This is a genomic window from Syntrophotaleaceae bacterium (genome assembly GCA_041390365.1).
Taxonomy (GTDB): domain Bacteria; phylum Desulfobacterota; class Desulfuromonadia; order Desulfuromonadales; family Syntrophotaleaceae; genus JAWKQB01.
Genome location: JAWKQB010000002.1, coordinates 343436 through 367849 on the forward strand (window position 1 = coordinate 343436; position 24414 = coordinate 367849).

The 24414-nt window shown below is 56.3% G+C and carries 18 protein-coding genes; 14 read left to right on the forward strand and 4 right to left on the reverse strand.

What is annotated here, in order from left to right:
• The first annotated feature begins 32 nt into the window (after positions 1–32).
• From R2940_08900 to R2940_08940, 9 genes are all read left to right on the forward strand, one after another.
• The gene (locus R2940_08900) at positions 33–2012 is read left to right on the forward strand and encodes a cache domain-containing protein (protein ID MEZ4599894.1); all 1980 of its coding nucleotides are present in this window, start codon (positions 33–35) and stop codon (positions 2010–2012) included.
• Positions 2002–3405 carry a sigma-54 dependent transcriptional regulator gene (locus R2940_08905; GenBank protein MEZ4599895.1) on the forward strand — a complete coding sequence of 468 codons (1404 nt, stop codon included), beginning with the start codon at positions 2002–2004 and terminating at the stop codon, positions 3403–3405. Before R2940_08900 ends, R2940_08905 begins: the two co-directional genes overlap by 11 nt.
• A gap of 481 nt (positions 3406–3886) precedes the next feature.
• Positions 3887–5161 carry an OFA family MFS transporter gene (locus R2940_08910; protein ID MEZ4599896.1) on the forward strand — a complete coding sequence of 425 codons (1275 nt, stop codon included), beginning with the start codon at positions 3887–3889 and terminating at the stop codon, positions 5159–5161.
• An 86-nt stretch (positions 5162–5247) separates the two neighbouring features.
• Positions 5248–5832 (forward strand): acetate uptake transporter, encoded by a 585-nt coding sequence (locus tag R2940_08915; protein MEZ4599897.1) that lies wholly within the window; start codon positions 5248–5250, stop codon positions 5830–5832.
• Positions 5833–5950: 118 nt separating this feature from the next.
• The gene (locus tag R2940_08920) at positions 5951–6286 is read left to right on the forward strand and encodes a hypothetical protein (GenBank protein MEZ4599898.1); all 336 of its coding nucleotides are present in this window, start codon (positions 5951–5953) and stop codon (positions 6284–6286) included.
• Between the two features lie 425 nt (positions 6287–6711).
• Positions 6712–7302 carry an acetate uptake transporter gene (locus R2940_08925; protein MEZ4599899.1) on the forward strand — a complete coding sequence of 197 codons (591 nt, stop codon included), beginning with the start codon at positions 6712–6714 and terminating at the stop codon, positions 7300–7302.
• 467 nt (positions 7303–7769) lie between these two features.
• Positions 7770–8714 carry an acetate uptake transporter gene (locus R2940_08930; protein MEZ4599900.1) on the forward strand — a complete coding sequence of 315 codons (945 nt, stop codon included), beginning with the start codon at positions 7770–7772 and terminating at the stop codon, positions 8712–8714.
• Positions 8715–8775: 61 nt separating this feature from the next.
• Positions 8776–9069 (forward strand): helix-turn-helix domain-containing protein, encoded by a 294-nt coding sequence (locus R2940_08935; GenBank protein MEZ4599901.1) that lies wholly within the window; start codon positions 8776–8778, stop codon positions 9067–9069.
• Positions 9070–9272: 203 nt separating this feature from the next.
• A complete protein-coding gene (locus R2940_08940) occupies positions 9273–10076 on the forward strand; it encodes a cache domain-containing protein (protein ID MEZ4599902.1) in 804 nt (267 codons plus the stop codon).
• Between the two features lie 174 nt (positions 10077–10250).
• Here the strand turns inward: R2940_08940 and R2940_08945 are convergent, their stop codons facing one another.
• A complete protein-coding gene (locus R2940_08945; GenBank protein ID MEZ4599903.1) occupies positions 10251–12362 on the reverse strand; it encodes an exonuclease domain-containing protein in 2112 nt (703 codons plus the stop codon).
• Positions 12363–12653: 291 nt separating this feature from the next.
• Here R2940_08945 and R2940_08950 point away from each other — a divergent pair, with 291 nt between their 5' ends.
• From R2940_08950 to uvrC, 5 genes are all read left to right on the forward strand, one after another.
• A complete protein-coding gene (locus R2940_08950) occupies positions 12654–14567 on the forward strand; it encodes a putative nucleotidyltransferase substrate binding domain-containing protein (protein ID MEZ4599904.1) in 1914 nt (637 codons plus the stop codon).
• 442 nt (positions 14568–15009) lie between these two features.
• Entirely contained in the window at positions 15010–15276 is a 267-nt protein-coding gene (locus tag R2940_08955) for a DUF485 domain-containing protein (GenBank protein MEZ4599905.1), read from the forward strand.
• A gap of 13 nt (positions 15277–15289) precedes the next feature.
• Positions 15290–17236: a cation acetate symporter gene (locus tag R2940_08960; GenBank protein MEZ4599906.1), complete on the forward strand. Its 1947-nt coding sequence runs from the start codon at positions 15290–15292 to the stop codon at positions 17234–17236.
• Positions 17237–17369: 133 nt separating this feature from the next.
• The gene (locus R2940_08965) at positions 17370–17996 is read left to right on the forward strand and encodes a hypothetical protein (protein ID MEZ4599907.1); all 627 of its coding nucleotides are present in this window, start codon (positions 17370–17372) and stop codon (positions 17994–17996) included.
• Positions 17997–18143: 147 nt separating this feature from the next.
• The gene (gene uvrC / locus R2940_08970) at positions 18144–19982 is read left to right on the forward strand and encodes an excinuclease ABC subunit UvrC (GenBank protein ID MEZ4599908.1); all 1839 of its coding nucleotides are present in this window, start codon (positions 18144–18146) and stop codon (positions 19980–19982) included.
• A 12-nt stretch (positions 19983–19994) separates the two neighbouring features.
• On the opposite strand, the gene malQ is transcribed toward uvrC, so the two are convergent.
• From malQ to R2940_08985, 3 genes are all read right to left on the reverse strand, one after another.
• A complete protein-coding gene (gene malQ, locus R2940_08975; GenBank protein MEZ4599909.1) occupies positions 19995–21491 on the reverse strand; it encodes a 4-alpha-glucanotransferase in 1497 nt (498 codons plus the stop codon).
• 203 nt (positions 21492–21694) lie between these two features.
• On the reverse strand, positions 21695–23272 hold the full coding sequence (locus R2940_08980; protein ID MEZ4599910.1) for an NAD(P)H-hydrate dehydratase: 1578 nt from the start codon (positions 23270–23272) through the stop codon (positions 21695–21697).
• Positions 23273–23330: 58 nt separating this feature from the next.
• The gene (locus R2940_08985) at positions 23331–24335 is read right to left on the reverse strand and encodes a GGDEF domain-containing protein (GenBank protein MEZ4599911.1); all 1005 of its coding nucleotides are present in this window, start codon (positions 24333–24335) and stop codon (positions 23331–23333) included.
• Between the last annotated feature and the right edge of the window lie 79 nt (positions 24336–24414).

A 24414-nucleotide genomic window follows, 5' to 3' on the forward strand; every position in this document is an offset into this window, starting at 1 on the left:
TATTATTCGGTAACGACTGATCCGGACGGCAAATGAGCGATTTTCTGAAGAAATTTTTTCACCTCCACACCTTGCGCAGCAAAATGCTGGCGCTGGTCATCCCTCTGGTGGTTTTGCCGCTGATCATTGTCGGCGGACTCGCCGGTTTCATCTCCTATCGCCAGGCCTATCTCGGCATCACCCAGACGAGCAAGGACGACCTCGACCATATGGCGCAATTCACCATCGATCTGCTCGATGCGCACTACCGGCAGTTCGAGGTCTACAAGGAAGACAAAAAGAAGACGGTTCAGGAGGAGATGACGGTTCTGACCAACCTGGCCTATAACCTTGTGGAAGCGCAGCACCGTCTCTATTCCCAAGGGCAACTGGACCTGGGCGCGGCGAAATCCGCCGCCCGGCAGGCGCTGAAGGAAGTCAACGTTGGAGAGTCGGGTTACATCTATGCCATGACCAGCAAGGGGCAGCTGGTGGCGCACATTGCCAGGGAAGGCGACAATATCTATGACGAACAGGACGAGGACGGCCGCTATTTCATCCGCTCCATGTGCCAGTCCGCCCTCGCTTCCTCTCCGGGGGATGTGCTCTTTACCGTCTACCCCTGGCGTAATGCGATCTTAGGCGATGTGGCGCCCCGCAAAAAAATGGTCGCCTATCGCTATTTTCCGCAATGGGACTGGATCATCGCCACCGGCGGCTACCTGGAAGAAACCTACGAGGATATTGAATTCGAAAAACGCTCCTTCGCGCAACTCAAGGAGCGGATCAAGCAGAAGAGGGTGGGGCAGACAGGCTATATCTACGCTCTGGACGGCGACGGGCGTCTGACCATTCATCCCGAGCAGGAGGGTGAGAATATCCGGGGGTCCCAGGACACCGACGGCAATTTCTTCATTCAGGAAATGGTCCGCAACAAAGAAGGCTGGATTCGTTACCCCTGGCAGAACCTCGGCGAACCGGAAGCGCGGATGAAAATCGTCCGTTATCTCTATTTCCAACCCTGGGACTGGGTGGTCGCGGTCGGCTCCTATGAGGACGAGTTCTACCGGGAGGCCAATCTGATCAAGGGGCACATTATCGCCAGCCTGCTGGTTCTGACCTTTTTCGTTGGCGTCATCGCCGTCTCCCTTGTCTGTCAGGCGGCCAAACAGCTGACCGATCCGATCCATAACATGATCGAGGTCATACATAAGGTGAAAAGCGGTCGCCTGGAGGAACGCATGGAGGTTCCCGGCAATGATGAAATGAGTGAATTGGCCACGCACTTCAATCATATGGCCGACATTATCCGCCAGAACCGGGAGCTCGAGACCAGCCTGGCCCAACAGGGCAAGCTGGCCTCCCTCGGCGTTCTTGCCTCCGGGGTCGCTCACGAAATCAACAATCCCCTTGGTATCATTCTCGGTTACGCCGGGTACCTCGAAGGAAAAATGGGTGAAGACAATCCTCATTACCGCTTCGTTCACGAAATCAAGCGGGAGAGCAAGCGCTGCAAGAAGATCGTGCAGGATCTGCTCAGCTATGCCCGCATCCCCAAGCCGGTTTTCGAGGAGGTTGACCTGAACGAGCTGCTGGAGCAGATTGTCGATTTTGCAGCAAACCATACCGACCTGCAGAACGTTCTGGTGAGAAAGGATTTGGCCGGGGATCTGCCGCCGGTCATGATGGACGGCGATCAGATACGCCAGGTGGCGATCAACCTGATTCTCAATGCCGGATCGGCCATGCCCGAAGGGGGAGAGATTACGGTCCGGACCTCGAGAGAGAATGACCAGAATATTCTATTGACCATCGAGGACAACGGTGTGGGTATTGATCCCGAGCACATCGAAAAGATCTTCGAGCCTTTCTATACCACGAAAAAAAGCGGCACCGGCCTGGGGCTTGCCATAACCCGGCAGATCATAACGCTTCATCATGGCAGTATCGCCGTTGAAAGCGAAGCCGGGAAGGGGACCCGTTTCGTGATCCGTCTGCCGTTACGACAGGAGGTTCCCGCCTATGCCTCATAAAAACCGGATTCTGTTGATTGACGATGAAGAGGGGATGTGCCGCATGATGGAAGCGGTGCTGACGGACAGCGGTTACGGTGTCGAGTACAATACCCGGTCCTATGAGGCGGTAGACAGTTTCCGGCCGGGTCAGTTCGATCTGGTGGTGACCGACATCAAGATGCCCGGCATGGACGGGCTGGAAGTCTTGCAGCGGCTCAAGGAAAAAGACCCGCAACTGCCCGTGATCATCATTTCTGCCTATGCCACTGTTGAAACCGCGATTCAGGCCCTGCGGCGCGGTGCTCACGATATGGTGACCAAGCCTTTCGAGCCCGAGGAACTGATTTACCGGGTCAAAAACGCTCTCAAGCACAATCAACTGATCAAGGAGAACACCGAGTTGCGGGAGGAGTTGCAGGGCCGGTTCGATTTCGGCAGGATCGTCGGATCGTCCCCCCAGCTGCAGAAGGTGCTGGAAATGGTCAAGAAGCTTGCCATAAGGGACACTTCGGTTCTGATCACAGGAGAGTCCGGGACCGGCAAGGAATTGGTCGCCCAGGCGATTCACTACAACTCGCAAAGGCGGGACAGGAAATACCTGGCCATCAACTGCGGCGCTTTGCCGGAATCGGTGCTGGAAAGCGAGCTGTTCGGCTACAAAAAGGGGGCTTTTACCGGTGCCAACGAAAACCGCAAGGGGCTGCTGGAAGAGGCTGACGGGGGAACCCTCTTTCTCGATGAAGTGGGCAATCTGCCCCTGAATGTTCAGAAAACCCTGCTGCGATTTCTGCAGGAACAGGAATTCCGGCGCATCGGCGACAACGCGTCGATCAAGGTTAACGTCCGTATCATCTCGGCAACCAATGCCGACCTGGAGAAAGGATGCAAGACCGGTGAGTTCCGCGAGGATCTGTTTTATCGTCTGAATGTGGTCAATATCCATATGCCCCCCCTGAGAGAACGCCGCGACGATATCTTGCTGCTGGCGGCGCATTTCATAAGGGAGCAGAACCAGCAGTTCGGCACTCAGGTCAAAGGGTTCACGCCGGAAGCCTCGAAGGCCATTCATGAGTATTTCTGGCCTGGCAACATCCGGCAGTTGAAAAACGTCATAGAGGCCTGCATGGCCATGGAGTCGGGCGTTTACCTGACCCTTCCTGTCCTGAGCCAGTTTATCGATCTGGATGGGGACAGGAATGACGCTGAGCCGCAGCTGCATGCAGGGTTCGGCTCCGATATCATGGACTATGACTACTCGAATTCTCTCGCCCGTTTCGAAAGGGACTACCTCAAGCGCCTTTTAAAAGATTCACAGGGTAATGTCGAAGCTGCGGCAAAGGCTTCTGGAATGAACATGGCGACCATTTATCGTAAAATGAAAAAATATGGGGTAGACAAAGCAGATTTCTAACCTGCCGGATTCCTGGGAAACCGGATTTGCAAATCTGCGAATCGATTTGAGTCGACATTCGCATTCCTGCAAACCTGCCTCTCCTGAATCTTCTATCCGAAAAAAACCAACGAAATCACTGCCAAAATCCATATCCTGTATCAAGGCACCATCCGACCTTCTGAATTTTCCCCTTCCCCTGCTACCCCTGTTTCTTGCATTTCTGCAAAAAAACACCTCTTGTGCGCATCACTGACCCGGCCTTTCTGAATTGCCAAAGCTATTGAAAATAAAGAGAAAAAAACTTCGATACAGAATTTTGACAGTCTTGGTATGTCACTTGCTCTAACCATTCCCGACTCGAAATCTCTGGTAATGGGCTGCCCAAAGAAAAGCCCGATATTCATCACGAACCAAGTGAGCTTCGCGAGCCTTGAGTCTATTTCTCAGCAAAGCGCACAGCCCCGGTAGAAACATCACTACAAAGAGGAGAGAAATCATCATGGAACCTGAAAAGCAGACCGTAAAAAGCCGAGGTGCTCAGGTTGTCGTTGCCGGCCTTGGAATCAATCTGGCCCTAGGCATTCTTTACGCTTACAGTATGCTCAAGGGTGAAATTGCCAACCTGTTTCCCGGCGCCGGCGATCCCTATGCGACAGCCTGTCTCGTGTTCGCCCTGGCCATGACTGCGGGTGGCAAGATGCAGGATAAGATCGGGCCGAAACTGACCGCTCTCATGGGCGGCCTCCTGGTCGGTGCCGGCTTCCTGATCTGCTCCCAGACATCGGGCTACTGGGAGTGGATCCTTGGGTTCGGTGTGCTGGCCGGCATCGGAATCGGATTCAGTTATGCCGCAGCGACCCCTCCGGCCCTGAAATGGTTTTCCCCCGCGAAAACCGGTCTGATCGCAGGGATTGTCGTTTCCGGTTTCGGTATTGCCCCGGTTTATCTCGCTCCTTTGTGCAAGTACCTGTTGGGGCAGTACGGTCTGCATACAACCATGATGATTCTGGGTCTCGCCTTTATTGCCATCGTTTGCGGCATGGCTCTGCTGCTGACCAACCCGCCTGCTGAATTTTCCCCTGCAGTGAAGGGGGGCGCCGCATATAAAAAGGCATCGACAAACGATGTCGGACCGATGCAGATGCTCAAGGACGGGCGCTTCTACAGCCTGTGGCTCACCTTTTTCATCGGCGCCGGAGCCGGCTTGATGGTCATCGGCAGCATTGCCGGCATCGCCAAGCAGAGCATGGGAGAAATGGCCTTCATCGCCGTTGCGGTCATGGCGGTGGGGAATGCCTCCGGACGTATTCTCGCCGGTATCCTTTCCGACAAAATCGGGCGTGCCACAACCCTGACCATTATGCTGGTTTTCCAGGCCTTGTTGATGTTTGCCGCCATTCCGGTCGTTTCCGGCCCGGGCTCCGGCGCAGTCCTCACCACCCTGCTGGCCACCATGATCGGATTCAACTACGGCACCAACCTGTCCCTGTTCCCCTCCTTTTCCAAGGATTATTGGGGCGCCAAGAACTACGGCATCAACTTCGGCATCCTGTTTTCTGCCTGGGGCGTGGGTGCCTTCGTCCTGGTGAAGGTTTCCTCCCTGCTCAATGCCAAATACGGCGGCATGCAGACCTCCTTTATGGTAGCCGGCGTCATGCTGCTGGTCGGCGCCATGATGGCCATGGCCATGCGGCCGAAAAAAGCCGTTGCTCCTGCCGTCGAACCGATTTTTGTCGAGGAAGAGGACCTGGTTCTGGAGAAGGTTCGGGATTGATTTCCCCTGAGTCGCTGTCCTAATCCGGCGCTGTCAGCTCCCTTGCGGGCGAGCTGACAGCGCCTTTGATAGGAGATGGATGAATCATGACTGCAAACTCACCCTCCGTGTCATATCTGGAAATGCCGTTTCCGGCACTTTTGGGGTTCGCCGTTTCTCTGCTCTCCTATATTTTGAGTCAGCTCGATTTCCTGCGTCCTCCGTTATTGCTGACAGGAATTGTTCTCATCAGCGGAGCTGTTGTTCAATTGATCTACGGCATTCACAGCCGGCAGAACGGGCATAAAAGAAATGCCGCGATCCTGCTCCCTTTTGGAATCTTCTGGCTATCGCTTGTCGGGTATCAGGTTTTCCCGGGGCTTGGCATCGGACGTCACCCCGGCGCCGTCACCATGTTTTCCTTCATGAGCCTCTGGGGGATATTCGCTGCGATTCTGTTTCTGAGCAGTTTCCGCAGCAATACAATTGTGCAGGTTTTTTTCGGGGCGCTGATGGCTTCGCTGCTGTCGTTATCGATGTACCAGTTGCGAGACCATCAGGTCTTCCTAATACTCGGCTGCTTTTTCGGAATTCTTTCCTCTTTGAGCGCGGTGTATATCGCTCTTGCCCAGGCATTCATTCAGCGCCTGCAGCGATCCTCCGAATATGTGATTGAAGAGATCGGAAATTAACAGCTTGTCAAAGATTTCTTACTCGGCTAGTGTTCACCTGATGGCTTCGTTTTTTCGCCGGTAATCGGTTGCCGCACCGGGGCATGCCGAAATCGGCAACAGCAAGGCGGTGGGAGGAATGAGGCTCGGTCATCAGATATCGGTTCTGGGGTTGATCGCCCTGGGCTATTGCGCGATCCTGTTATCCTCGGGAGCTGTCGGCATCGAGGTGTTGCCTCCGTTCCTTGTTTCCGCCGTTATTTTCATTTCCTCAGGCAGACTGCTACGGGGTGGCGGCCGGCACCTTGTCAAGGAACGCCCCGCTGATGATGAGGCGCCCCGTAAGGAGCCGAATTGGGGTCTGCGGACCCAGATTCTAAATTGGGTCATGGCCATTCTCATTTTCTGCACACTCGGTCTCTGGGTTGTGAAACCCGTCGGCGTCTCCTTTTTCGAAATGTTTGGCTTCAAGTAAGCGTCTACGCAGTTCCGGTTTGCAATCCTGCGAAATCTTCCTGTCCTTTTGCATTTTTGCAAATACGACTGTCCGCCCTTTCCTGATACTGCAAGTGCCCGGATAATAAGAGAAAAGCTACCTCCCTTGAAAGATGCCCTTCATGCTGCCCGGAAATTTCCCTTTCTTTTAACGTTCAGGTTTTGCGCAATTGCGAAAAGAAATCGGATCTTTCCCCCTCGAATTTCCTAAGTGTCTGAAAAATAAAAAGAAATTGATGGTCTTGAGTCCCGTCGGTGCTTGGTATGCTCTTTGCTAAATTCCCCATTGGATTTAAGGGGAATCTTTTCATCGGCCTCAGAATCCTTTTACTCATCTCAGCTTCAAGGTCCAGAGAGGCTTTACCAGGCTCGAAACACTCAAACAGACGGAAAAGGAGACAGAAAATGGAAAATCAACGTGCGCTCGTCGACACCACCGCCAACCCCGCCCCTCTTGGTTTGCTCGGCTTCGGCATGACCACCGTGCTGCTCAACCTGCATAATGCAGGCTTCTATCCCCTGGATACCATGATCCTCGCGATGGGCATCTTCTACGGTGGAGTGGCCCAGATTTTTGCCGGCTGGATGGAGTGGCGTAAAGGCAACACTTTCGCTACCACCGCTTTCTGCAGCTACGGCCTGTTCTGGTTTTCACTGGTGGCCCTGATCCTCATGCCGAAAGCCGACATAGGCATTGCCGCTCCTGCCAAGGACACTGCCATGGCCGCTTACCTCACCATGTGGGGTCTGTTTACCGCCATCATGTTCCTGGGGACCTTCCGACTGAGCCGTGCTCTGCAGGTCGTTTTCGGCTCCCTGACAGTGCTCTTCTTCCTGCTGGCCGCGGGAGATGCAACCGGCAATGAAACCTTGACCATGATCGCCGGCTACGAAGGAATCTTCTGCGGTTTCAGCGCCATTTACACCGGTCTGGCCCAGGTTCTCAACGAAGTGAACGGGCGTCAGATCATGCCTCTTGGCGTCATCGCCCGCTAAATTCCGGGAATCATTATTTAGAAAAAAGCGGAGCCTAGGGCTTCGCTTTTTTTTTGCCAAATGCCCGATTCGCAAAGATGCAAAACCTCGTGATCCCCTAGTTTGCATTGCTGCAAAGCCGCCTTGTCCATGTTGCCGATAGGTAACTACCTGTAATTTAGACGTTAATGTGCCAAAAACCGTCCGAGGTGAGACCAGCTCGCAACCAAGGCACTTTTTTGATTTTCCTCTTTTTTGCAATTTTGCAAAAAGTCTTCGGCCCGAAAATCGAACCTGGCCTCAAGACAATCATAACTTATTGAAAATAAAGAGAAAAAATATTTTTCTCTGGCACTTCATCTTGGTACGTCCTTTGCTCTATTAGAGCTCAGCTACTCTATTGGCATGGAGAGGGAGCGAAGCCGTTGAGGGACGGTTACGATCCCTCTGCCATGCCGGCTTTTCACCCCACAGGGAAGGAGCGGAACATGAATGATGGCATCCGGTGCTCCTATTACGGCAAGGACGAAAATTCCTGTGACGTCGGTTGTGGTTACATCAGCCCATCGGATGTCGCAACCATCATCAAATATTGCAGCTCCAACTACCGGGCCTGCAGCAAATATCAGGAACTGATCGATCGTTGTCCGGCAGAAGCCGTCAGGGATATGCGGCAGGCAGAGATGGGGAATCAGGTTGCCGGTATCCGTGATCGCCGGCAGCCGGTATCCGGCCGTCCCCTGGTCAAACCCTTCAAGGTCAAGTGGCCCCTGCCTTTTCTCGGCCGTCATGTGTCCTCCCGTAGTTTCAGGGACCATCGCCCCTCTGCCGGCAGCGTTTTGATACCTGAAGTTCCGCCAAAGAAGGCGATGCAAGCCCCCGCGATCACCCATCCGGCGCCCCTTGGTCTGCTCGGCTTCGGGATGGCCACTGTTCTGGTCAACCTGCACAATGCAGGTTTTCTGAACCTGAGCGCCCTGATGCTGGCTATAGGCATATTTTATGGAGGTCTTGCCCAGATCATTACCGGAATCATGGAATTTCGCAGGGACAATACCTTCGGAGCCACCGCCTTCATCTCCTACGGCCTTTTCTGGCTGACCCTGGTGGCTCTGGTGCTGATGCCCCGTTTTGGTTTGGGACCGCCCCCATCAGGAGCCGCACTGGTTGCCTATCTCTCGATGTGGGGTATTTTTACGGCGGCCCTGTTCCTCGGAAGCCTGAAAATGGCTCTGAATCTGAGAATTTTTTTCGGTTTCCTGACATTGCTGTTCGTGATGCTTGCGGTTGCCACGGCCACAAACAACGATATGATTCGTCTTGCCGCTGGTTATCAGGGGATTTTTACCGGGATCCTCGCAATTTATGCCGGGCTGGTGCAGGTGGTCAGGGAAGTTTATCGAAACGATGGCGTGGCCGTCCGGCAGAATTGAGTGTTCACAAAAAGCGCCGACTCCATTGGCGGCAGAAAATAGAAGTGAGGTTTTTCAGGCCATGAACATGCACAAAAGTATTCGACTCACCCCCCATGACAGGCAGCAGATCTGGCAGTTGTACAAGTCCGATGAATACAACGTTACAGAACTGGCTGAAATCTTCCGCGTCTCCCGGCCGACCATCTACAAGGTCCTGGCCAGGGCCAGAAAACAGGAATTTTTGCCGAGAAGCAGCATCAATGCCCGTTACCGCACCCTGAAATACGGCCTGAAGCGACTGGCCAAGGTCGAGCGGAACCTGGGTGAAAAACGGGGCCGGCCGATGCAGGGCCTGCGAGCTCTGACCGTATAGCTTCTTTTTATCCTTTCTTCCCCCTGCATGCGCAGGGGGAAGAGGTTTCTGTCCCCTCTCTTTTCAGTGCCTTTTGCAACCCCAGGCAGTGAAACCCATTGCACTGGCGCATTCCCTTCCCTAAAATAAATAACGCAGCTCGAATCCCGAATGAGCTGTCGCGATCCCGATCTGCTTCAGCCGATTTGCGGAAGGAGACTGCTTTGAAAAATCTGAAAATCTCCCACAAGATCTTTCTGTTGATCGGCAGCATGCTTCTCGTCTTCTGCCTGGTGGTATCCTGGCTCTACCTGGAGGCCAAACAGAATTACATCAAAGCACGGCGTCAGGACATCCAGCATGTGGTCGAAACCGCCTGGGGGGTTCTGGACCGTTACGTGCAAATGGTGGATCAGGGCCGGCTTTCCCGGGAAGAGGGGCGGCAGCTTGCTCTGGAGACGGTACGGCAACTGCGGTTTGGGGAAGACAACTATTTCTGGATCAACGACTTTGAGCCGCGCATGATCATGCATCCGATCGATGAAGAACTGGTCGGAGAAAGCCTGGTAAACTATCGGGATCCCAACGGCAAGGAACTCTTCGTGGAAATGGCCTCCCTTGTGCGCAAACAGGGGGAAGGGTTTATCGAGTACGTCTGGCACAAGCCTGGGAGTCAGCAGCCGGCGGCAAAAGTTTCTTTCGTCAAGGAACTGCCCGAATGGGGATGGATTATCGGTGCGGGAGTCTATACCGATGATATCGATGAGGCGCTGGCCAAGATTTTTTACACCACATTCGGCATTCTCGCAGCGCTCCTGGTCTCGGCGGTGGTGGTGACGCTGATCGTTTCCCGCCAGATATCCATCCCTCTGCAGCAGGCGGTGGAAGCCATGGAAAAGCTGGGCAGCGGCAATTTCAACGTCCATCTCGGCATGAACCGCAAGGACGAAATCGGGCGCATGGCCAACGCAATCGATGCCTGCGTCGCCAGTTTGCGCAAGATCTTCGTCGCCATCCGCAGTATGTAGAACCCACCCTGCTGATTCTGATCGGGGTCGCTATCGGTAGCGGGTTGAACTGAACCTTTTCGATCCCGACCCCGATACCGCCCCCACCTCGAAGAAACGCGCCTATAAGCCTTCAAGTTTCCTGGTCGAAATCGAAATCGGGATCGAAATCGGATATTTGCCTTTCTTCGAAGGCTAGAACCTCAGCCGGGCGTAGGGGGAAAGAGCGCAGGCTTCAAGAGCCTGATTGAGGGTGTAGATCCCCTTGTCCGCCAGCAGGGGAATCAGTTTGCACAGGATCTCCGCCGTGACCAGCGCGTCGCCCAGGGCGGTGTGGCGTCCGATGACGGCGACATTGAGGCGCTGTGCAATCTGCTCCAGACCATGGCCTTCGAGATGGGGATGGACGATGGAGGAGAGCAGCAGGGTGTCGAGGACAGGCTGTTCGAAACGAATCCCCGTTTCCCTTTCCTTCAGTTTCAAAAATTTCATGTCGAAGGCCGCATTGTGCGCGACCAGTACCGAGCCTTCGGCAAAATGATGCAGCTCGGGCAGGACGGTTTCGATGGTCGGCTGGTCCTGCAGCAGTTCGGGAGTGATGCCATGGATCCGGATCGATTCCTCGGGAACGGTTCGCATGGGGTTGACCAGTTGATCCATGGTTTCGTCATAGAGGATGCGACCGTTCACGATGCGCACAGCGCCGACCTGAATGATTTCGTCCCCTTGAGAGGGTTGCAGTCCGGTGGTTTCGGTGTCGAAAACGGCAAAGGTCAGTTGATTGAGGGGCTGCTTGCAGAGGTCCTCGACGCAGACTTGGGTCAGCAGGTTGAACTCGTAGTAGACGGGGCGGTCTTCGGCCGGGACCTTTTCCTTGAAGTGTTCTCCAGAGCGGGAAAGGGGCAGGGTCAGCCTGACTCCCTGGCAGGTTTCGCGGTCCGGCGGCAAAAAGGTGATGTTCCCCTGGACTTTGTCGATCAGGTCGGAAAAGGAAATCAGTTTACTCCGCCCATTCCGAATCAGAGGCTGATGTCGCCAGCTGTCCAGTTCCTCCCTGGACAGTGCACACCCCTTCCATTCGATTTCAAGAACGGCCTGCCGGTCGTTTGTTCCCTGAAGGCGAAGCATCAGCCGGTCGAGGTCGGAGCAGCCCCGCAGGGGGGCACCGAGGTGAGCCAGACCCTGGACCATGGCATAGCTGTCGATCTGCAGCCAGATTTCCGGAGCGACCTGCCGTTCGACCGGGATTCCCGCCTGCCGGCCAAGCTGGCGTCTGATGATTTCCACCAGGTAATCTCCCAGCACGGTTTCGATGCCGCCCGTGGAAAAAAGATGCCGCGCATATTCCTCCCTTGCATTTCTGACCCGCAGCTTCATGGCTCGGCAAAGGTCATCAATCCCCTTCCATGCCTCCTGATTGCCTGAAGTTTTATCTTTTTTAGAAGTTATCCCATGAATGCGGTCGGAGAAATGCCGCATGTCCTCAGTGAAGATCTGGAAGATCTGGTCACGCTGCAGTTCCGCCTCCATCTGATCGGTAATATTCTCGATGGCCAGGAAAAATCCGCTGATCTCCCGCGGGCGGGAATCCTCCTGGTACACAGGGACCATGTTGATTCTCAGGCAGAGGTTTTCCTGAGCCGTCGTGATGAAGTTGACGGCCGGGGCCTTTTCCCCCTGCAGGTCCGCCTGATGCAGCAGATCGAGGGCGTGAACGATGGCCTCGCGGTCGAGAATACCGAAAATGGATCTTCCCAGTCCGATGCGTTTTCCCGGTTGCTGCAGCAGGCGCTGGGCCTGGGGATTGTAGAGCATGACCTGGCCGCTGGTGTTGCAGACCAGCACTCCTGTGGGGAGTTTCGACATCAGGGCCGCCAAGCGGTTGCGTTCCGCGCGCAGGTCCGCCCTGGCCTTGTCTATCTTCCCCTTTATCTCCTGCTGCAGGGCCTGGAAGGCATCGGCTGATTCGTTGATGGTGTCCGCCAGATGGATCAGTTCCAAAGGTCCTTTTGGTTCGATGCGGTACCCGGGATTGACGGCCGAAATCAGTTTCGTTTCTTCGCCTATTTTGAGGATCGGGATGACGTAGTGGCGGAACAGGAAGTGGACCAGCAGGGCGATGATCAGAAACAGGATGAGGGCACCGAGCAGCGGATAAGGCACCACACGCACCGCGACCCGGGAGAAAAAATCCTGTTCCCGCGGAGAAAGCTGCACCCAGGCAAGGGCACAGCTGCCAATGATGATGCTGAACACGGCCAGTTCGACGGCGGTGAGGATAATCCAGAATTTCAGGTTCGGGCGCATGAACAGTCTCGGCGAGAGATCATGGAAGTCGTTTGAAGGCCTCTGGCCCTGTTGTTCACCATGTTCTGCAGTAGAAGTTTCCATGGATAATCCGGACTAATACTTTTCTCTGGATGATACACGGGAAGGAAGACGAAGACAACGATCCGTTGCAACAGGATTCAGGATTGCTCTTGCCAACCTCAGGATTAGTCGCTAGGATGTTGCCGTTTTCCTGGAAAGACTCCCCGGCCCCTCCCTGAAATATGGCGTGGCCCCGGCCGATAGTCCCGTGAACTGAAGGAAGGATGCATGACTCCCTCGAAGCAACTGCGCTCCATGGCGCCCTTCGACCGGCTTCCCGAGACCATTGTCCGGGAGATTCTTGCCGCGGCCCGGGTCAGGAGTTTTTCCGCTGGTGATGTCATTTTCGAACAGGACGATCCCGCTACCGGGTTTCTCTACATCGTAAAAAAGGGCCTCGTGGAAATCACCGCTCTGACTCCCGGAGGTATCGATCTGGTGGTCGAGTATCGCCGGGAAGGGGAGTTTTTTGGGGAGATGCCGGTTTTTTCCGACGAATCCTACTCCGGAGGCGCCCGCGCCGCCCGGGAAACCGAATGTTACCTGATTCCCTCCGAGCAACTCCGTCAGGCTGAGCAAAGACACCCCCAACTGCGCGAATACTTCACCGGTGCCGTCCTGTTCAGGGTGCAGCAGCTGTATGCGGAAATCGTTGCCGATCATACCCGCAGCGCTCTCGCTCACCTGGAGGCCTACCCCTTTCAAAAACGGCTTTCCGAGATCATGTCCTCTCCGGTGGCCACCTGCGGGGCCGAGGAGTCGGTTCAGGAAGTTGCCCGGCGGATGGTCGAAAAAAAAATAAGTTCCGTGGTGGTGGTCGACGACAGCGGCCGGCCGGCCGGCCTGGTGACAGAGCGGGATCTGGTAACCAAGGTGATTGCCCCCGGTCAGCTGGAAAACCGGAACTTGTCCGCCGGGCAGATCATGGCTGCCTGCCCGTTTTCCATGTCGCCTGACGCCTACATGTATGAAGCCATGTCCTACATGCTTGGCCATCGGCTCAAGCATCTGCCGGTCGTCGATGGAGGCGAAACCGTCGGCATGGTCACCCTCAGCGACCTGATGCGGTACCGGAGTCAGAAGGCCATGCTGCTGCTTGGTAGCATCCGTGAGGAAAACTCCCTGGCAGGGCTTGCTCTGATCCGTCAGGAGATCGTCGAGGTAGCTCGGGCGCTGCTTTCGGAAATCCGCACCCTGCCCGAGGTGATGGAAATACTGTCCTATATTCACTACGAAATCATCAGGCGGGTCTACGAGCTTTGTGAAAGGGAGATGATCGCGGCAGGATTTGTGAAACCCGCGATCCGCCACTGTTTCCTGATCATGGGAAGCGGGGGGCGCAGGGAAATGCTGCTCAATCCCGATCAGGACAACGGTTTCGTCTATGAGAATCTGGATGACGACCGGCTGACCGAGGTCGAGGGGTATTTCATGCCCTTTTCGGAAAAACTGGTGACGGCGCTGGCGGAGGTCGGCTATCCCCTGTGTGAAGGGAAGGTGATGGCCAACAATCCGGCCTGGCGTGGCCGGCTCTGCGACTGGCAGGCCCGCGTCCGGGGTTGGGTCAGCGAGCCCGAACCGCAGAACGTTCGCACATCGTCCATCTTTTTCGATTTCACCGCCCTGGTTGGAGATGCCGGCCTTGTCCACGATCTGCGCAGCATCGTTTATCAGGAGATGCACGATTATCCCGGATTCCTCTACCACATGATGACCCTGGATCTGCAGTACCGGGTTCCCCTCGGTCTTCTCGGTCGTTTTCTGGTGGAAAAGAGCGGACCCCAGGCGGGAAAGCTGTCCCTGAAGCTGGCGGGCAGCATCTACCTCGTCGACTGCATCCGGATGTTCTGTCTGGAACAGGAGCTGCAGGAACTGGAAACCCTGAAGCGACTCAAGGCCCTGGTTGCCCGCAGCGTATTCGCCACGGAAACCGCCGAGCATATCGAAGCAGCCTTCGAAGCTTTGGTCTTTCTGCGCCTGCGCAACGAAATCGCCCAGGTTGATGCCGGCAAGAGCCCAAACCATTTCATCGATCCCCAGGCCCTCTCCAAAAACGAACAGAGCCTACTTAGAGCTTCCTTTCAGGCGGTTCGTGAATTGCAGGAGGCGACCAAGCGTCATTTCGGCCGCACAGTGTTGTAAGGTGGGGGCTTCAGGCGCTTTTCAGCCCCTTGTTTCCTCCCAGTGTCAACAACCCTCCGCTTTTTTCCCTCCTTTGGATTTTACGGATTTCCAGGAACCTTGTAGCTCCTTAGATCGAGACAGGAAGATAACTGTTGACATCTAAATGGAACTACGTATGATACTCGGGTTGTTTACACCCGATGGCATCTTCACGGTTTCAGGCGGTGAAGATGGCATGAATTTAATTCTCAACTGTTGTGATTTTTGCTTATTCGCCTGGTGTCGTTGCCCGCAATATGGTGGCCTTCCCTCGGGCCCCGAAACCAAAGAAAGGAGGTGTAAGGGCCGGTATTTTAGATTGAACGGCAACCGACGCCGCCAAAAGCGACCCGCCGTTGTTCGGTTTTCCCCACCGGACAAGCGGCTATAAAAAAGAAAAGCCAAAAAAGGAGTAGCGATTATGGGACACGGACCCGCGGTAAAGCTGGGTAAAGACAATGCTTCGGGCTACAAAACCAAGCTCGGAATCTGGATGTTTCTGTTTTACACACTGATCTATGCCATTTTTGTCGGCATCAACTCCGTCAATCCTGCCCTGATGGAAGTCACCATCATGGGTCAGACCCTGGCGGTGGTGTTCGGCTTCGGATTGATCATCATCGCCTTTATCATGGCGATCATTTACAACTACTTCTGCAATAGCGCAGAAGCAAGATTGAACAAGTAAGGGGGAGTCAACCATGGTCTATACTCAGTCTCCGTTGGCTATCGCCCTCTTTCTCGGTTTCGTTCTTTTCGTGCTCGGCCTGTCCTTCTACCTGGCCCGCCGGGCTACCTCGTCGGCAGGCTACTATGCCGCCGGCGGCAATATCCACTGGTTCGTCAACGGCATCGCCTTCGCCGGCGACTACCTCTCGGCTGCCTCTTTCCTCGGTATCTGCGGCATGATCGCGACCGCCGGCTACGACGGCTTCCTCTACTCCATCGGCTACCTGGCCGGCTGGATGGTGGCCCTGTTCCTGGTGGCCGAGCCGATGAAGCGTTTGGGCAAGTACACCTTCACCGACGCCCTCGATTCCAAATTCAACTCCAAGGGCATCCAGCTGGCCGCCGCCATCTCGACCCTGCTGGTCTCGGTCTTCTACCTGATTCCGCAGATGGTCGGCGCCGGCGTGCTGGTGCAGCCCCTGCTCGGCATGCCCCACTATGTCGGCGTGCTGATCGTCGGCGTGGTCGTCACCCTGATCGTCGCCACCGCCGGCATGGCCTCCACCACCTATGTCCAGTTCTTCAAGGGGGGCATGCTGCTGGTCTGTTCGACCATTCTGGTCATCGGCGTCTTCGGCCGCGGCCTGAGCACCTCGCCCGATCAAGGCGGGCGGAAGGACTATCACAATTTCCAGACCATGACCGCGACCAAGGGGGCCGACGGCTCCCTGCAACTCTCCGATTCCTCCTACAGCGTACCCCAGGACTGGGAGACCAGCCCCTATGGCGAGCACGGCTTTGTTAAGCTGACCAAGGACGGGGAACCCTCGGTTTGGAAGGTCGAGGAAGCTGAAACCGGTTACGAGCTGAAGGAAACCCTGTATACCCAGGAACTGGCTGACGGTACCAAGCTGTACAACGGGGCACCCAAGGAAGCAGGGCGTTTCTTCCCCGTCGGAGCCATCAAGGAATTGCGCATCGATGGCGAAGAAGTGGCCCAGACCGGTGCTCTTGGCCCCTTCGCCTATCTCAAGGCCGTCAAGAATTCCACCGTCATGCTCTGGGGCAAGGCCTATGTCAAGGATGATGGCGCCCTCACCACCATCTACTATCCGAAGCCGACTGCCGGCTCCCGGATCCTGCGCCCCGGTCTGAAGTTCAAAGTCGACAATGCCACCGGCACCGAGAAGTTCAACTTCATCTCCCTGATGCTGGCCCTGTTCTGCGGCACCGCGGCCCTGCCGCACATCCTGATCCGCTATTACACGGTGCCGAGCCAGGCCGCCGCGCGTAAATCGACCATCGTCGCCATCGCCAGTATCGGCTTCTTCTACATCCTGACCCTGTTCATGGGCATCGGCGCCATGACCAACGGCGTCATCAACCTCACCGACAACAACATGTCGGCTCCGCTTCTGGCCCTGTCCTTCGGGGTGGTGCTGTTCTCCATCATCTCCTCGCTGGCCTTCGCCACGGTGCTGGGGACGGTCTCCGGTCTGATCGTGGCGGCTTCGGGTGCAGTGGCTCACGACTTGATGGATAACTTCCTCGGCATGAAGATGACCGACACCTCCAAGGTCATGGCCGGCAAGATCGCCGCGGTTGTGGTGGGCTGCATCGCCATCTACCTCGGCATCGTTTTCGAGGGGATGAACGTCTCCTTCCTGGTCGGCTGGGCCTTTGCGGTGGCCGCCTCGGCCAACCTGCCGCCGATTCTGATGCTGCTGTTCTGGAAGAAGACGACGGCTCAGGGCATTACCGCCTCGGTGCTGGTCGGCCTGGTTTCGTCCCTCGGTCTGATTCTGCTCTCCCCCGACATGTGGGTGCTGTACGGCAAGCTGCCGGAAAACGCTCCGGTCTCCTTCAACAGCCCGGCGCTGGTTTCCATCCCCCTGAGCTTCATCGCCCTGGTGGTGGTTTCCCTGATGACCCAGAAGACCGGGGTTGCCGATACCGAAGCCGAAGCCATGGAAGCCTGATGTAAATTTTTTCCTGCAGGATGGAATGACTCTCGGGGCCGCCCTAAAGGCGGCCCCGATTTTTCACAGGTTTTAGAAAAAAAACAGTTCGAGAAGCTTCCTCTGCGGAGGTTTCTCGATAGTTGGGACGGATATGAAACGCTATCGCATTACCCTGCTGGTCGTTTGTCTTGTTCTGCTTTTTCTCGGTTACACCGATCTCAACCTGCTGTTCCGCAACCCCAAGCCGATGCCGGTGCAAATTGCCGAACTGGAGCAGGGGGAACCGCAGCAGGAATGGCTGACGATCAAGGGCGGGCACCAGAACCTCCTCGAAGCCATTTCCACATCCGGATCCGTTGAAGTCAACGCCTTTCTCGTTCCATTGAAAACCGCCCCCGAGGCCGAGGATTATCGAGTCCTGGTCGAAACGCGCAATCCTCAGATAGTCGAGACCTTGAAGACCTATTATTTCAAACTCGAGTCGGACCGGGAAAGACAGGAATTCCTGGAGAAGAACAGACAATTCTTTTTCGGCTCCCGCGAAGTGACCGGAATGGTCATGAGCGGTTTGATTGGCAAAAACAACCGGAACCGTCTCGCGAAGCTGTCCCGGGATTACGGCATAGATGTCCCCGAGAACGTTCTTTTGTTTACCGAGGGGAAAACCCCTGCCAAGCTGCGGGGATTTTTCTTTGTCGGCATCGGTCTGCTCGGTCTGGGCAAATTGGCTCTCAACTGGAGAAAAAAGTCTGGTGGGGGCCTGAAACCTCTCCCTTGAAAGGTCGAGAAGGCTTTTATCGTTTTTTCCGGTTATCGATTCCAGAGCCGTCTGCCGCCAGGGTCATTCCCCTGGCTTTTTTTTTCTGGTAACATCCTCATCCGAAGGCCCCTGAATGCCTTTTCCCCTCGTATGGGATGGTAGCCGATGGCGGACATCGATCTGAAAAAATTTCCCGTCACCCCCGGCGTCTACCTGATGAAGGATGCCCAGGGTGAGATCCTCTATGTCGGCAAGGCGAAGCAACTGCGCAACCGACTGCGCGGCTATTTCTCGGCTGCAGGGGACGGACGGAACCATATCCGTTTTCTGATGAACCGGGTCAGCAGTATCGACACCATCGTCACCGATACGGAAAAGGAAGCCCTGATCCTCGAAAATACCCTGATCAAGAAGTACCGCCCCCGCTACAACATCAATCTGCGGGACGACAAAACCTATGTCTCCCTGCGTCTCGATCCCCGGGAAAAATTTCCCACCTTTCAGATTGTAAGAAAGGTTCGCAAGGACGGGGCCCGCTATTTCGGACCCTTTTCCTCGGCAGCAGCCGTTCGGGAGACGCTAAAGTTCATCTATCGCATTTTCCCCCTCCGTCACCACCCTTTTGAGACCTGCCGACGGCGCAACCGACCCTGCCTCTATTATCAGATCGGGCAGTGCAGCGCCCCCTGCCAGGGTTTGATCGACGCCGGAGAGTATCAGAGTTTGGTCGATGGCGCCGTTGCCCTGCTGACGGGCAAAGAGCGGGAGGTTCTTGAGGACCTGCGGCAGAGAATGAGCCGGGCCGCGGAGAACCTCGATTTCGAAGATGCGGCCCGGTTGCGGGACCAGATCAGAGCCATCGAGGAAACCGTCGAGCGGCAGAAAGTGGTCGCGGCGGACGGCGGCGATCAGGACGTGGTGGGTCTGCACCGGGAAGGTGGAGAGGTGGAGTTGGCAATCCTTTTCGTTCGGGAGGGTAAGGTGATCGGACGGCGCAACTACAACCTGGAATGGCGGTTGGCTGAAGAAGAGCTGCTCTCGTCTTTTCTGCAGGAGTTTTACGGGCGGGAGGTGGTCATTCCCGAAAGGCTGCTGCTTCCGCTTCCCATCGATGACGCCGACACCATTTCCGAGTGGCTGACTGATCGAAAAGGGAGAAAGGTTCGCGTTCTGGTGTCGGAACGGGGTGCCGGACGGCAACTTGTGGATCTGGCGTGCAGAAACGCCCAGGAGTCCTTCCGGGAGCGGGGCAGCCGACGGGAGGCCCGGCAGGAGGTGCTGCGCGATATCGCCGGACGGCTGCACCTGAACCGCTTTCCCCAGCGCATCGAATGTTTCGATATTTCCAACGTCCAGGGGCGCTTCAGCGTCGGCAGCATGGCGGTTCTCAGCGATGGGGAGCCGGACAAGGGAGCCTATCGGCATTTCCGTGTTCGGACCGTGGAAGGGGCCGATGATTTCGCCTCCCTCTACGAGGTGCTCAAGCGCCGGCTGAAAAGGGGCATCGAGGAAGAGCTGCTGCCCGACCTGATCCTCATCGACGGCGGCAAGGGACAGCTTTCGGTCCTGACCGCGGTCCTTGGGGAGATGGATCTGAGAGGGCGAATCGACGCCGTCGGAATCGCCAAGAGCCGGGTCCGCGCCAATGTGCGCGGCCATGGCGTGGAACGGAGCGAGGAACGCTTCTTCCTGCCGGGACGCAAGAATCCTGTCCTTCTGCGGCAGGGTTCTCCTGCACTGTTCATGCTGGAAAGGCTGCGGGACGAGGCCCATCGTTTCGCCATCACTCACCATCGCAAGCTGCGCAACCGTGTCACCCTGCATTCGGTTCTGGAGGAGATTCCGGGAATCGGCGAACAGCGACGCAAGGCTTTGCTTGGCCATTTCGGCAGTCTGAAGAAAATCCGCCAAGCCTCACTGGAGGAGCTTGAAGGCATGCCCGGGCTACCCCGGGCGCTGGCCCGACGGATTTTTGAAACCTTTCAGGGAGACAAGGGCGGCTGACAGCTTGCCCAATCAGATAGGTGCCCGGCCGCTGATTCTGGTCAACTCTTCAAGCCTTTGTGCCAGCCCATCCGTCAGCGAGCCCGGTGAAAACCGCCAGCTCCAGTTTTCTTCCGGGTTCCCGGGGCGATTCATGCGGGCCTCGCAGCCGAGTTCGAGGACATCCTGCAGGGGGGTTATGCAGAGATCGGCGACGCTGATCATGGCCAGATGGATGAGTGCCCAGGGTATCTGTGGATGATCCTGGCCCAGGTAGGCTTTGACGGACTTCTGCTGATCTTCCGTCAGCGACTCCCACCAGCCAAGAGTCGTGTCGTTGTCATGAGTACCGGTATAGATGACGCAGTTGCGTTGCAGATTGTGGGGCAGGTAGGGGTTGTCCGGACCGGAGTCGAAGGCAAACTGCAGAACCTTCATGCCGGGAAGGTTGAATTGGTCCCGCAACGCTTCCACTTCAGGGGTGATGACCCCGAGGTCTTCGGCAATCAGAGGCAGATCTCCCATTTCCGAAATCAATGCCCGAAACAGCTCCTCGCCCGGTACCGACATCCATGACCCATTGACGGCTGTTTTTTCCTCGGCAGGAATCGCCCAGCAGGCGTCGAATCCCCGAAAATGATCGATGCGCAGCAGGTCGGTCTGCGTCAGGGCCCAGCCCAGTCTTTTGCGCCACCAGGCGAAGTCCCTGTCCCGCAGGCGATCCCAGCGATACAGTGGGTTTCCCCACCGCTGACCGGTCTTGCTGAAATAGTCCGGGGGAACCCCGGCGACCAGGGTCGGCCGGCGTTCCTCATCCAGGTGGAAATCCTCCGGGTCGCTCCAGACATCTGCGGAATCGAGGGCGACGAAGATCGGCAGGTCTCCCAGAATCCGGATTCCCTTCCCGTTTGCATACCGCTTGAGCGCCATCCACTGTTCATAGAAGATGAACTGGCAATAACGGAGGCAGAAAATTGTTTCCGCCAGTTCCTGGCGCCAGAAAGTCAGAGTTTCGGGACGACGCTGTCTGATGTCCTCGGGCCAGAGATTCCACGGCTGCTCGAAATGCTGCTGCCGCAAAGCTTTGAAGAGAGTATAGTCGTCCAGCCATTCGGCCTGATCGGCACAGAAGGTGACAAAGGCCTGCTGGCGGTCGGGATCGGCCGTTTGGCGGAAGCGGCCGGCCGCCTTGAACAGCAACGGTTCCTTGAACTTGCGCACCGAGGGAAAATCGATGCGGTCGCCGGGGAAGGAGGTCTCGTCAAAATCCTCAGGCTCAAGGTCACCCGTCTCCTCCAGTTTTTGCAAACAGATCAGCAGAGGGTTGCCGGCAAAAGCGGAAAAAGCGCTGTAGGGGGAATCGCCGTAGCCGGTCGGACCGAGGGGCAGAATCTGCCAAATTGCTTGTCCGGCCGCAGCCAGGAAATCGACGAATTTATAGGCTTCGCGGCCGAGGCTGCCGATGCCATGGGGGCCGGGGAGGGCGGTGGGGTGGAGCAGAATGCCGCTTGAGCGTTGATGATTCATGATGACTGGCTCCTGAAGGCCCTACGGTTGGTTGCGAAAGGTTTTCTTCCCATTACCTTATCTGATTATGCACCTGACTCAAGTGGCGGTGAAAAACGAAGGAGCTTCATCGGATTGGGTCGGTATGGAAAAAAGGTTTTCAAATCGGATTCCGAGCCGAAAGCGACCCAGGATTCACTGGAGAAAAGGGCATGGGCAGCCTGCCATCAGATGACCAGCCGCGGACCTGCATAACGCTTCGCTAGATCCGCCGGCAGCCCCTCCCTGTCCAGCCTGAGGGCCAGGGGGAGATGATCGAGCAGGTCCTGCGCCGTCATGCCGTCCTTGCCGAATGCCTCAGCAGCGAGATCGCCGGCCAGACCGTGCAGAAACACGCCCTTGCAGATTGCCTCGGGGAAGGGCAGTCCCAGGCAGAAGGCGGCGGCGATGGCGCCCGTCAGAACATCTCCCGACCCGGCCGAAGCCATGCCGCTGTTGCCGGAAAGGTTGATGAATACCCGGCCGTCGGGGAAGCCGATCAGGGTGTGCGCACCCTTGAGAACGATATGACAGTTCAGGTCCCTGCAGGTCTGCTGCAGGATCCCGATGCGGTCGTTTTCAATGTCGTCGACAGCCAGGCCGGTCAGACGGGACATCTCCCCGGTATGCGGAGTGAGCACGGTCGATGCCTGCCGTTGCCGCAGAATACCGAGGTCGGCACAAAGGGCGGTCAGGCCGTCGCCGTCGATCAGCAGCGGTTTTTCAATGGTAGCGGCCAGGCGGCGGGCCAGCTTCTGGCTTTCACCGTTCAAGGACAGACCCGGGCCGAGGATGACCATATCCTGCCCGGCGGCCGTATCCGCCAGACAGTCGAAATTGGCCAGGGCTATGCTCCCGTCGGCCGTTTCCTGTTGGGGAAGAAAAACGATTTCGCTCCCCTTCATGGCGATAAAGGGGGTTATTCCGGCGGGTGCGGCCAGACGGCTGTACCCGCCGCCGGCTTTGAGAAAGGACAGCGCGGCGAAACAGGGAGCTCCCAAATATCCTGCCGCTCCGGCAATAAACAGGGCTTGTCCGAAAGTCCCCTTATGGCCGGTCGTGGGTCGTGGCGGCAGAGGCGGAGGGTCGTTGATGGCTATCAGCAACTCGTGCGAGCGGTAAAGGTCGACAGGGAACGATATGTGGCTGACATGCAGAGTGCCGCACATTTCAAAACCCGGGTAAAGGAGATTGCCGATTTTGGGCAGGCCGAAAGTCACCGTATGGTCTGCCCGCACGGCACAGCCCTGAATATTACCCGTGTCTCCTGAAACCCCGGAGGGAATATCGATGCTCAGCACCGGTTTTCCGCTTCGGTTCAAGACCTCGATCACCTGGCGATGCAGGCCGGTCACCTCGCGGGACAGCCCGGTGCCGAGGAGGGCGTCCACGACGAGGGTGCACCCGGCCAGTATCGATTCAAGTGCGCCAAGATCATCGGTCAACCGTATGTCAACCGGCAGCCGTCGCAGAAGGTTGAGGTGCAGCGCACCTGCTCCGGAAATTTTTTTCGGATCGCCGATAATGAACACCACCGCCCTGCCGCCATGGGAGACGATCTTCCGGGCGACGACGAAACCGTCACCGCCATTGTTTCCCAGTCCGCAGACCACGACAAAGAGGTTACCGTCAACAAGGACCATGCAGGACAGGACGGAAAAAGCAGCGTGGCCTGCATTTTCCATCAGCAGTTCCCCGGGTATACCATACTTTTCCATGGCTGCCCGATCCATCGCCCGCATCTGGCCGACTGTACTGACTTTCATGGGGTTCCTTGGAAGAACGGACATTTGAATCCTCGGCGGGAGTCTCTTTCAGGCAGGTTCAGATGGCGACGCAGCGCTGTTCCTGGGCGCGAGCCCGATGCAGGGCCTGTTCAGCCATTTCCATCAGTTTTTTGGCCGAGCTGCCCCGATCTGGCAGGATGGAGGCGAGACCGATCGTGAAGCCGATGCGGGAAGTGATCGAGGCTGCCTGATTTTGCTGATCGGCAATAGCCTGCTGTAATTTCTCGGCGACCTGGATGGCTCCCTGGGAGTCGGTTTTGGGTAGAAGGATGTAAAATTTCCCCCCCTCGCAACGCGCAGGCAGGTCTCCCGGGCGATGCAGAACGTTTTTAACGACTCCGGCGAGCTCCCGCAGACAGTAGTCGGATGCCTGGTACCCGTAGGTATCCTGCAACTGACTGAACCGATCGATTTCGCAAAGAATCAGGGATAGCGGAGCCCGGTCCCGGACCTGCTGCCCCCAGGTTTGGGAGAGGTATTCCTCGAACTTGCGACGGTTGGCGATTCCGGTCAATCCATCCACTGTCGAGGTTTCCTGCAGCTTCATGTTGACGGCCTGCAGGGCGTTTTCGGTGATGCTGCGCACCTCCATTTCCTCACCCAGGGTGGAGTTGATCAACTCCAGTTCCGCGGTTCGTTCCCGCAGAAGTCTTTCAAGGTTCTGATTCTGCAGAACGATTTCCTCGGTCTTCTGACTCAGGCTCTGAAAGCTGTTTTCAAGGGATTCGAACCAGGGGGTCCAAAGGGCGGGGATACGGTAATCCCTGGGAGGGGTCTTGCCGCGACCGAAAGTCAGGATGTTCTGCAGCAGCTGCCGCACCGGGCGGATGAAAAGACCATACATATGGTATAGAACTGCAGCGATTGCTATCGGCAGCAGCCCCATCAGAAGAAAACCGATTCCCCGGATCGACTCGGTAACCGGTTTGGTGAAAATCAGGTATAGGGGAATCGCCAGAGCAAGCAGAAGTACAGCCATGAGAAGGCTGTGAAGCAGGTACAGACTCATAAAACTTTTTTTCGCGCCGGGCTGCTTGTTCATTTGTTCAATCGTTTTAAAGTTTTATCAATAGATTCAGATCATCATAAAACATTAACCGGTCAGGGCCTTATTGTAAAAT

Coding starts and splice junctions, on each gene's coding strand:
- R2940_08930 (MEZ4599900.1), top strand. CDS start 7,770: ATGAATGATGGCATCCGGTGCTCCTATTACGGCAAGGACGAAAATTCC.
- R2940_08950 (MEZ4599904.1), top strand. CDS start 12,654: ATGACTCCCTCGAAGCAACTGCGCTCCATGGCGCCCTTCGACCGGCTT.
- R2940_08980 (MEZ4599910.1), bottom strand. CDS start 23,272: ATGAAAGTCAGTACAGTCGGCCAGATGCGGGCGATGGATCGGGCAGCC.
- R2940_08965 (MEZ4599907.1), top strand. CDS start 17,370: ATGAAACGCTATCGCATTACCCTGCTGGTCGTTTGTCTTGTTCTGCTT.
- R2940_08945 (MEZ4599903.1), bottom strand. CDS start 12,362: ATGCGCCCGAACCTGAAATTCTGGATTATCCTCACCGCCGTCGAACTG.
- uvrC (MEZ4599908.1), top strand. CDS start 18,144: ATGGCGGACATCGATCTGAAAAAATTTCCCGTCACCCCCGGCGTCTAC.
- R2940_08925 (MEZ4599899.1), top strand. CDS start 6,712: ATGGAAAATCAACGTGCGCTCGTCGACACCACCGCCAACCCCGCCCCT.
- R2940_08920 (MEZ4599898.1), top strand. CDS start 5,951: ATGAGGCTCGGTCATCAGATATCGGTTCTGGGGTTGATCGCCCTGGGC.
- R2940_08910 (MEZ4599896.1), top strand. CDS start 3,887: ATGGAACCTGAAAAGCAGACCGTAAAAAGCCGAGGTGCTCAGGTTGTC.
- R2940_08935 (MEZ4599901.1), top strand. CDS start 8,776: ATGAACATGCACAAAAGTATTCGACTCACCCCCCATGACAGGCAGCAG.
- R2940_08900 (MEZ4599894.1), top strand. CDS start 33: ATGAGCGATTTTCTGAAGAAATTTTTTCACCTCCACACCTTGCGCAGC.
- R2940_08985 (MEZ4599911.1), bottom strand. CDS start 24,335: ATGAACAAGCAGCCCGGCGCGAAAAAAAGTTTTATGAGTCTGTACCTG.
- R2940_08960 (MEZ4599906.1), top strand. CDS start 15,290: ATGGTCTATACTCAGTCTCCGTTGGCTATCGCCCTCTTTCTCGGTTTC.
- R2940_08915 (MEZ4599897.1), top strand. CDS start 5,248: ATGACTGCAAACTCACCCTCCGTGTCATATCTGGAAATGCCGTTTCCG.
- R2940_08955 (MEZ4599905.1), top strand. CDS start 15,010: ATGGGACACGGACCCGCGGTAAAGCTGGGTAAAGACAATGCTTCGGGC.
- R2940_08905 (MEZ4599895.1), top strand. CDS start 2,002: ATGCCTCATAAAAACCGGATTCTGTTGATTGACGATGAAGAGGGGATG.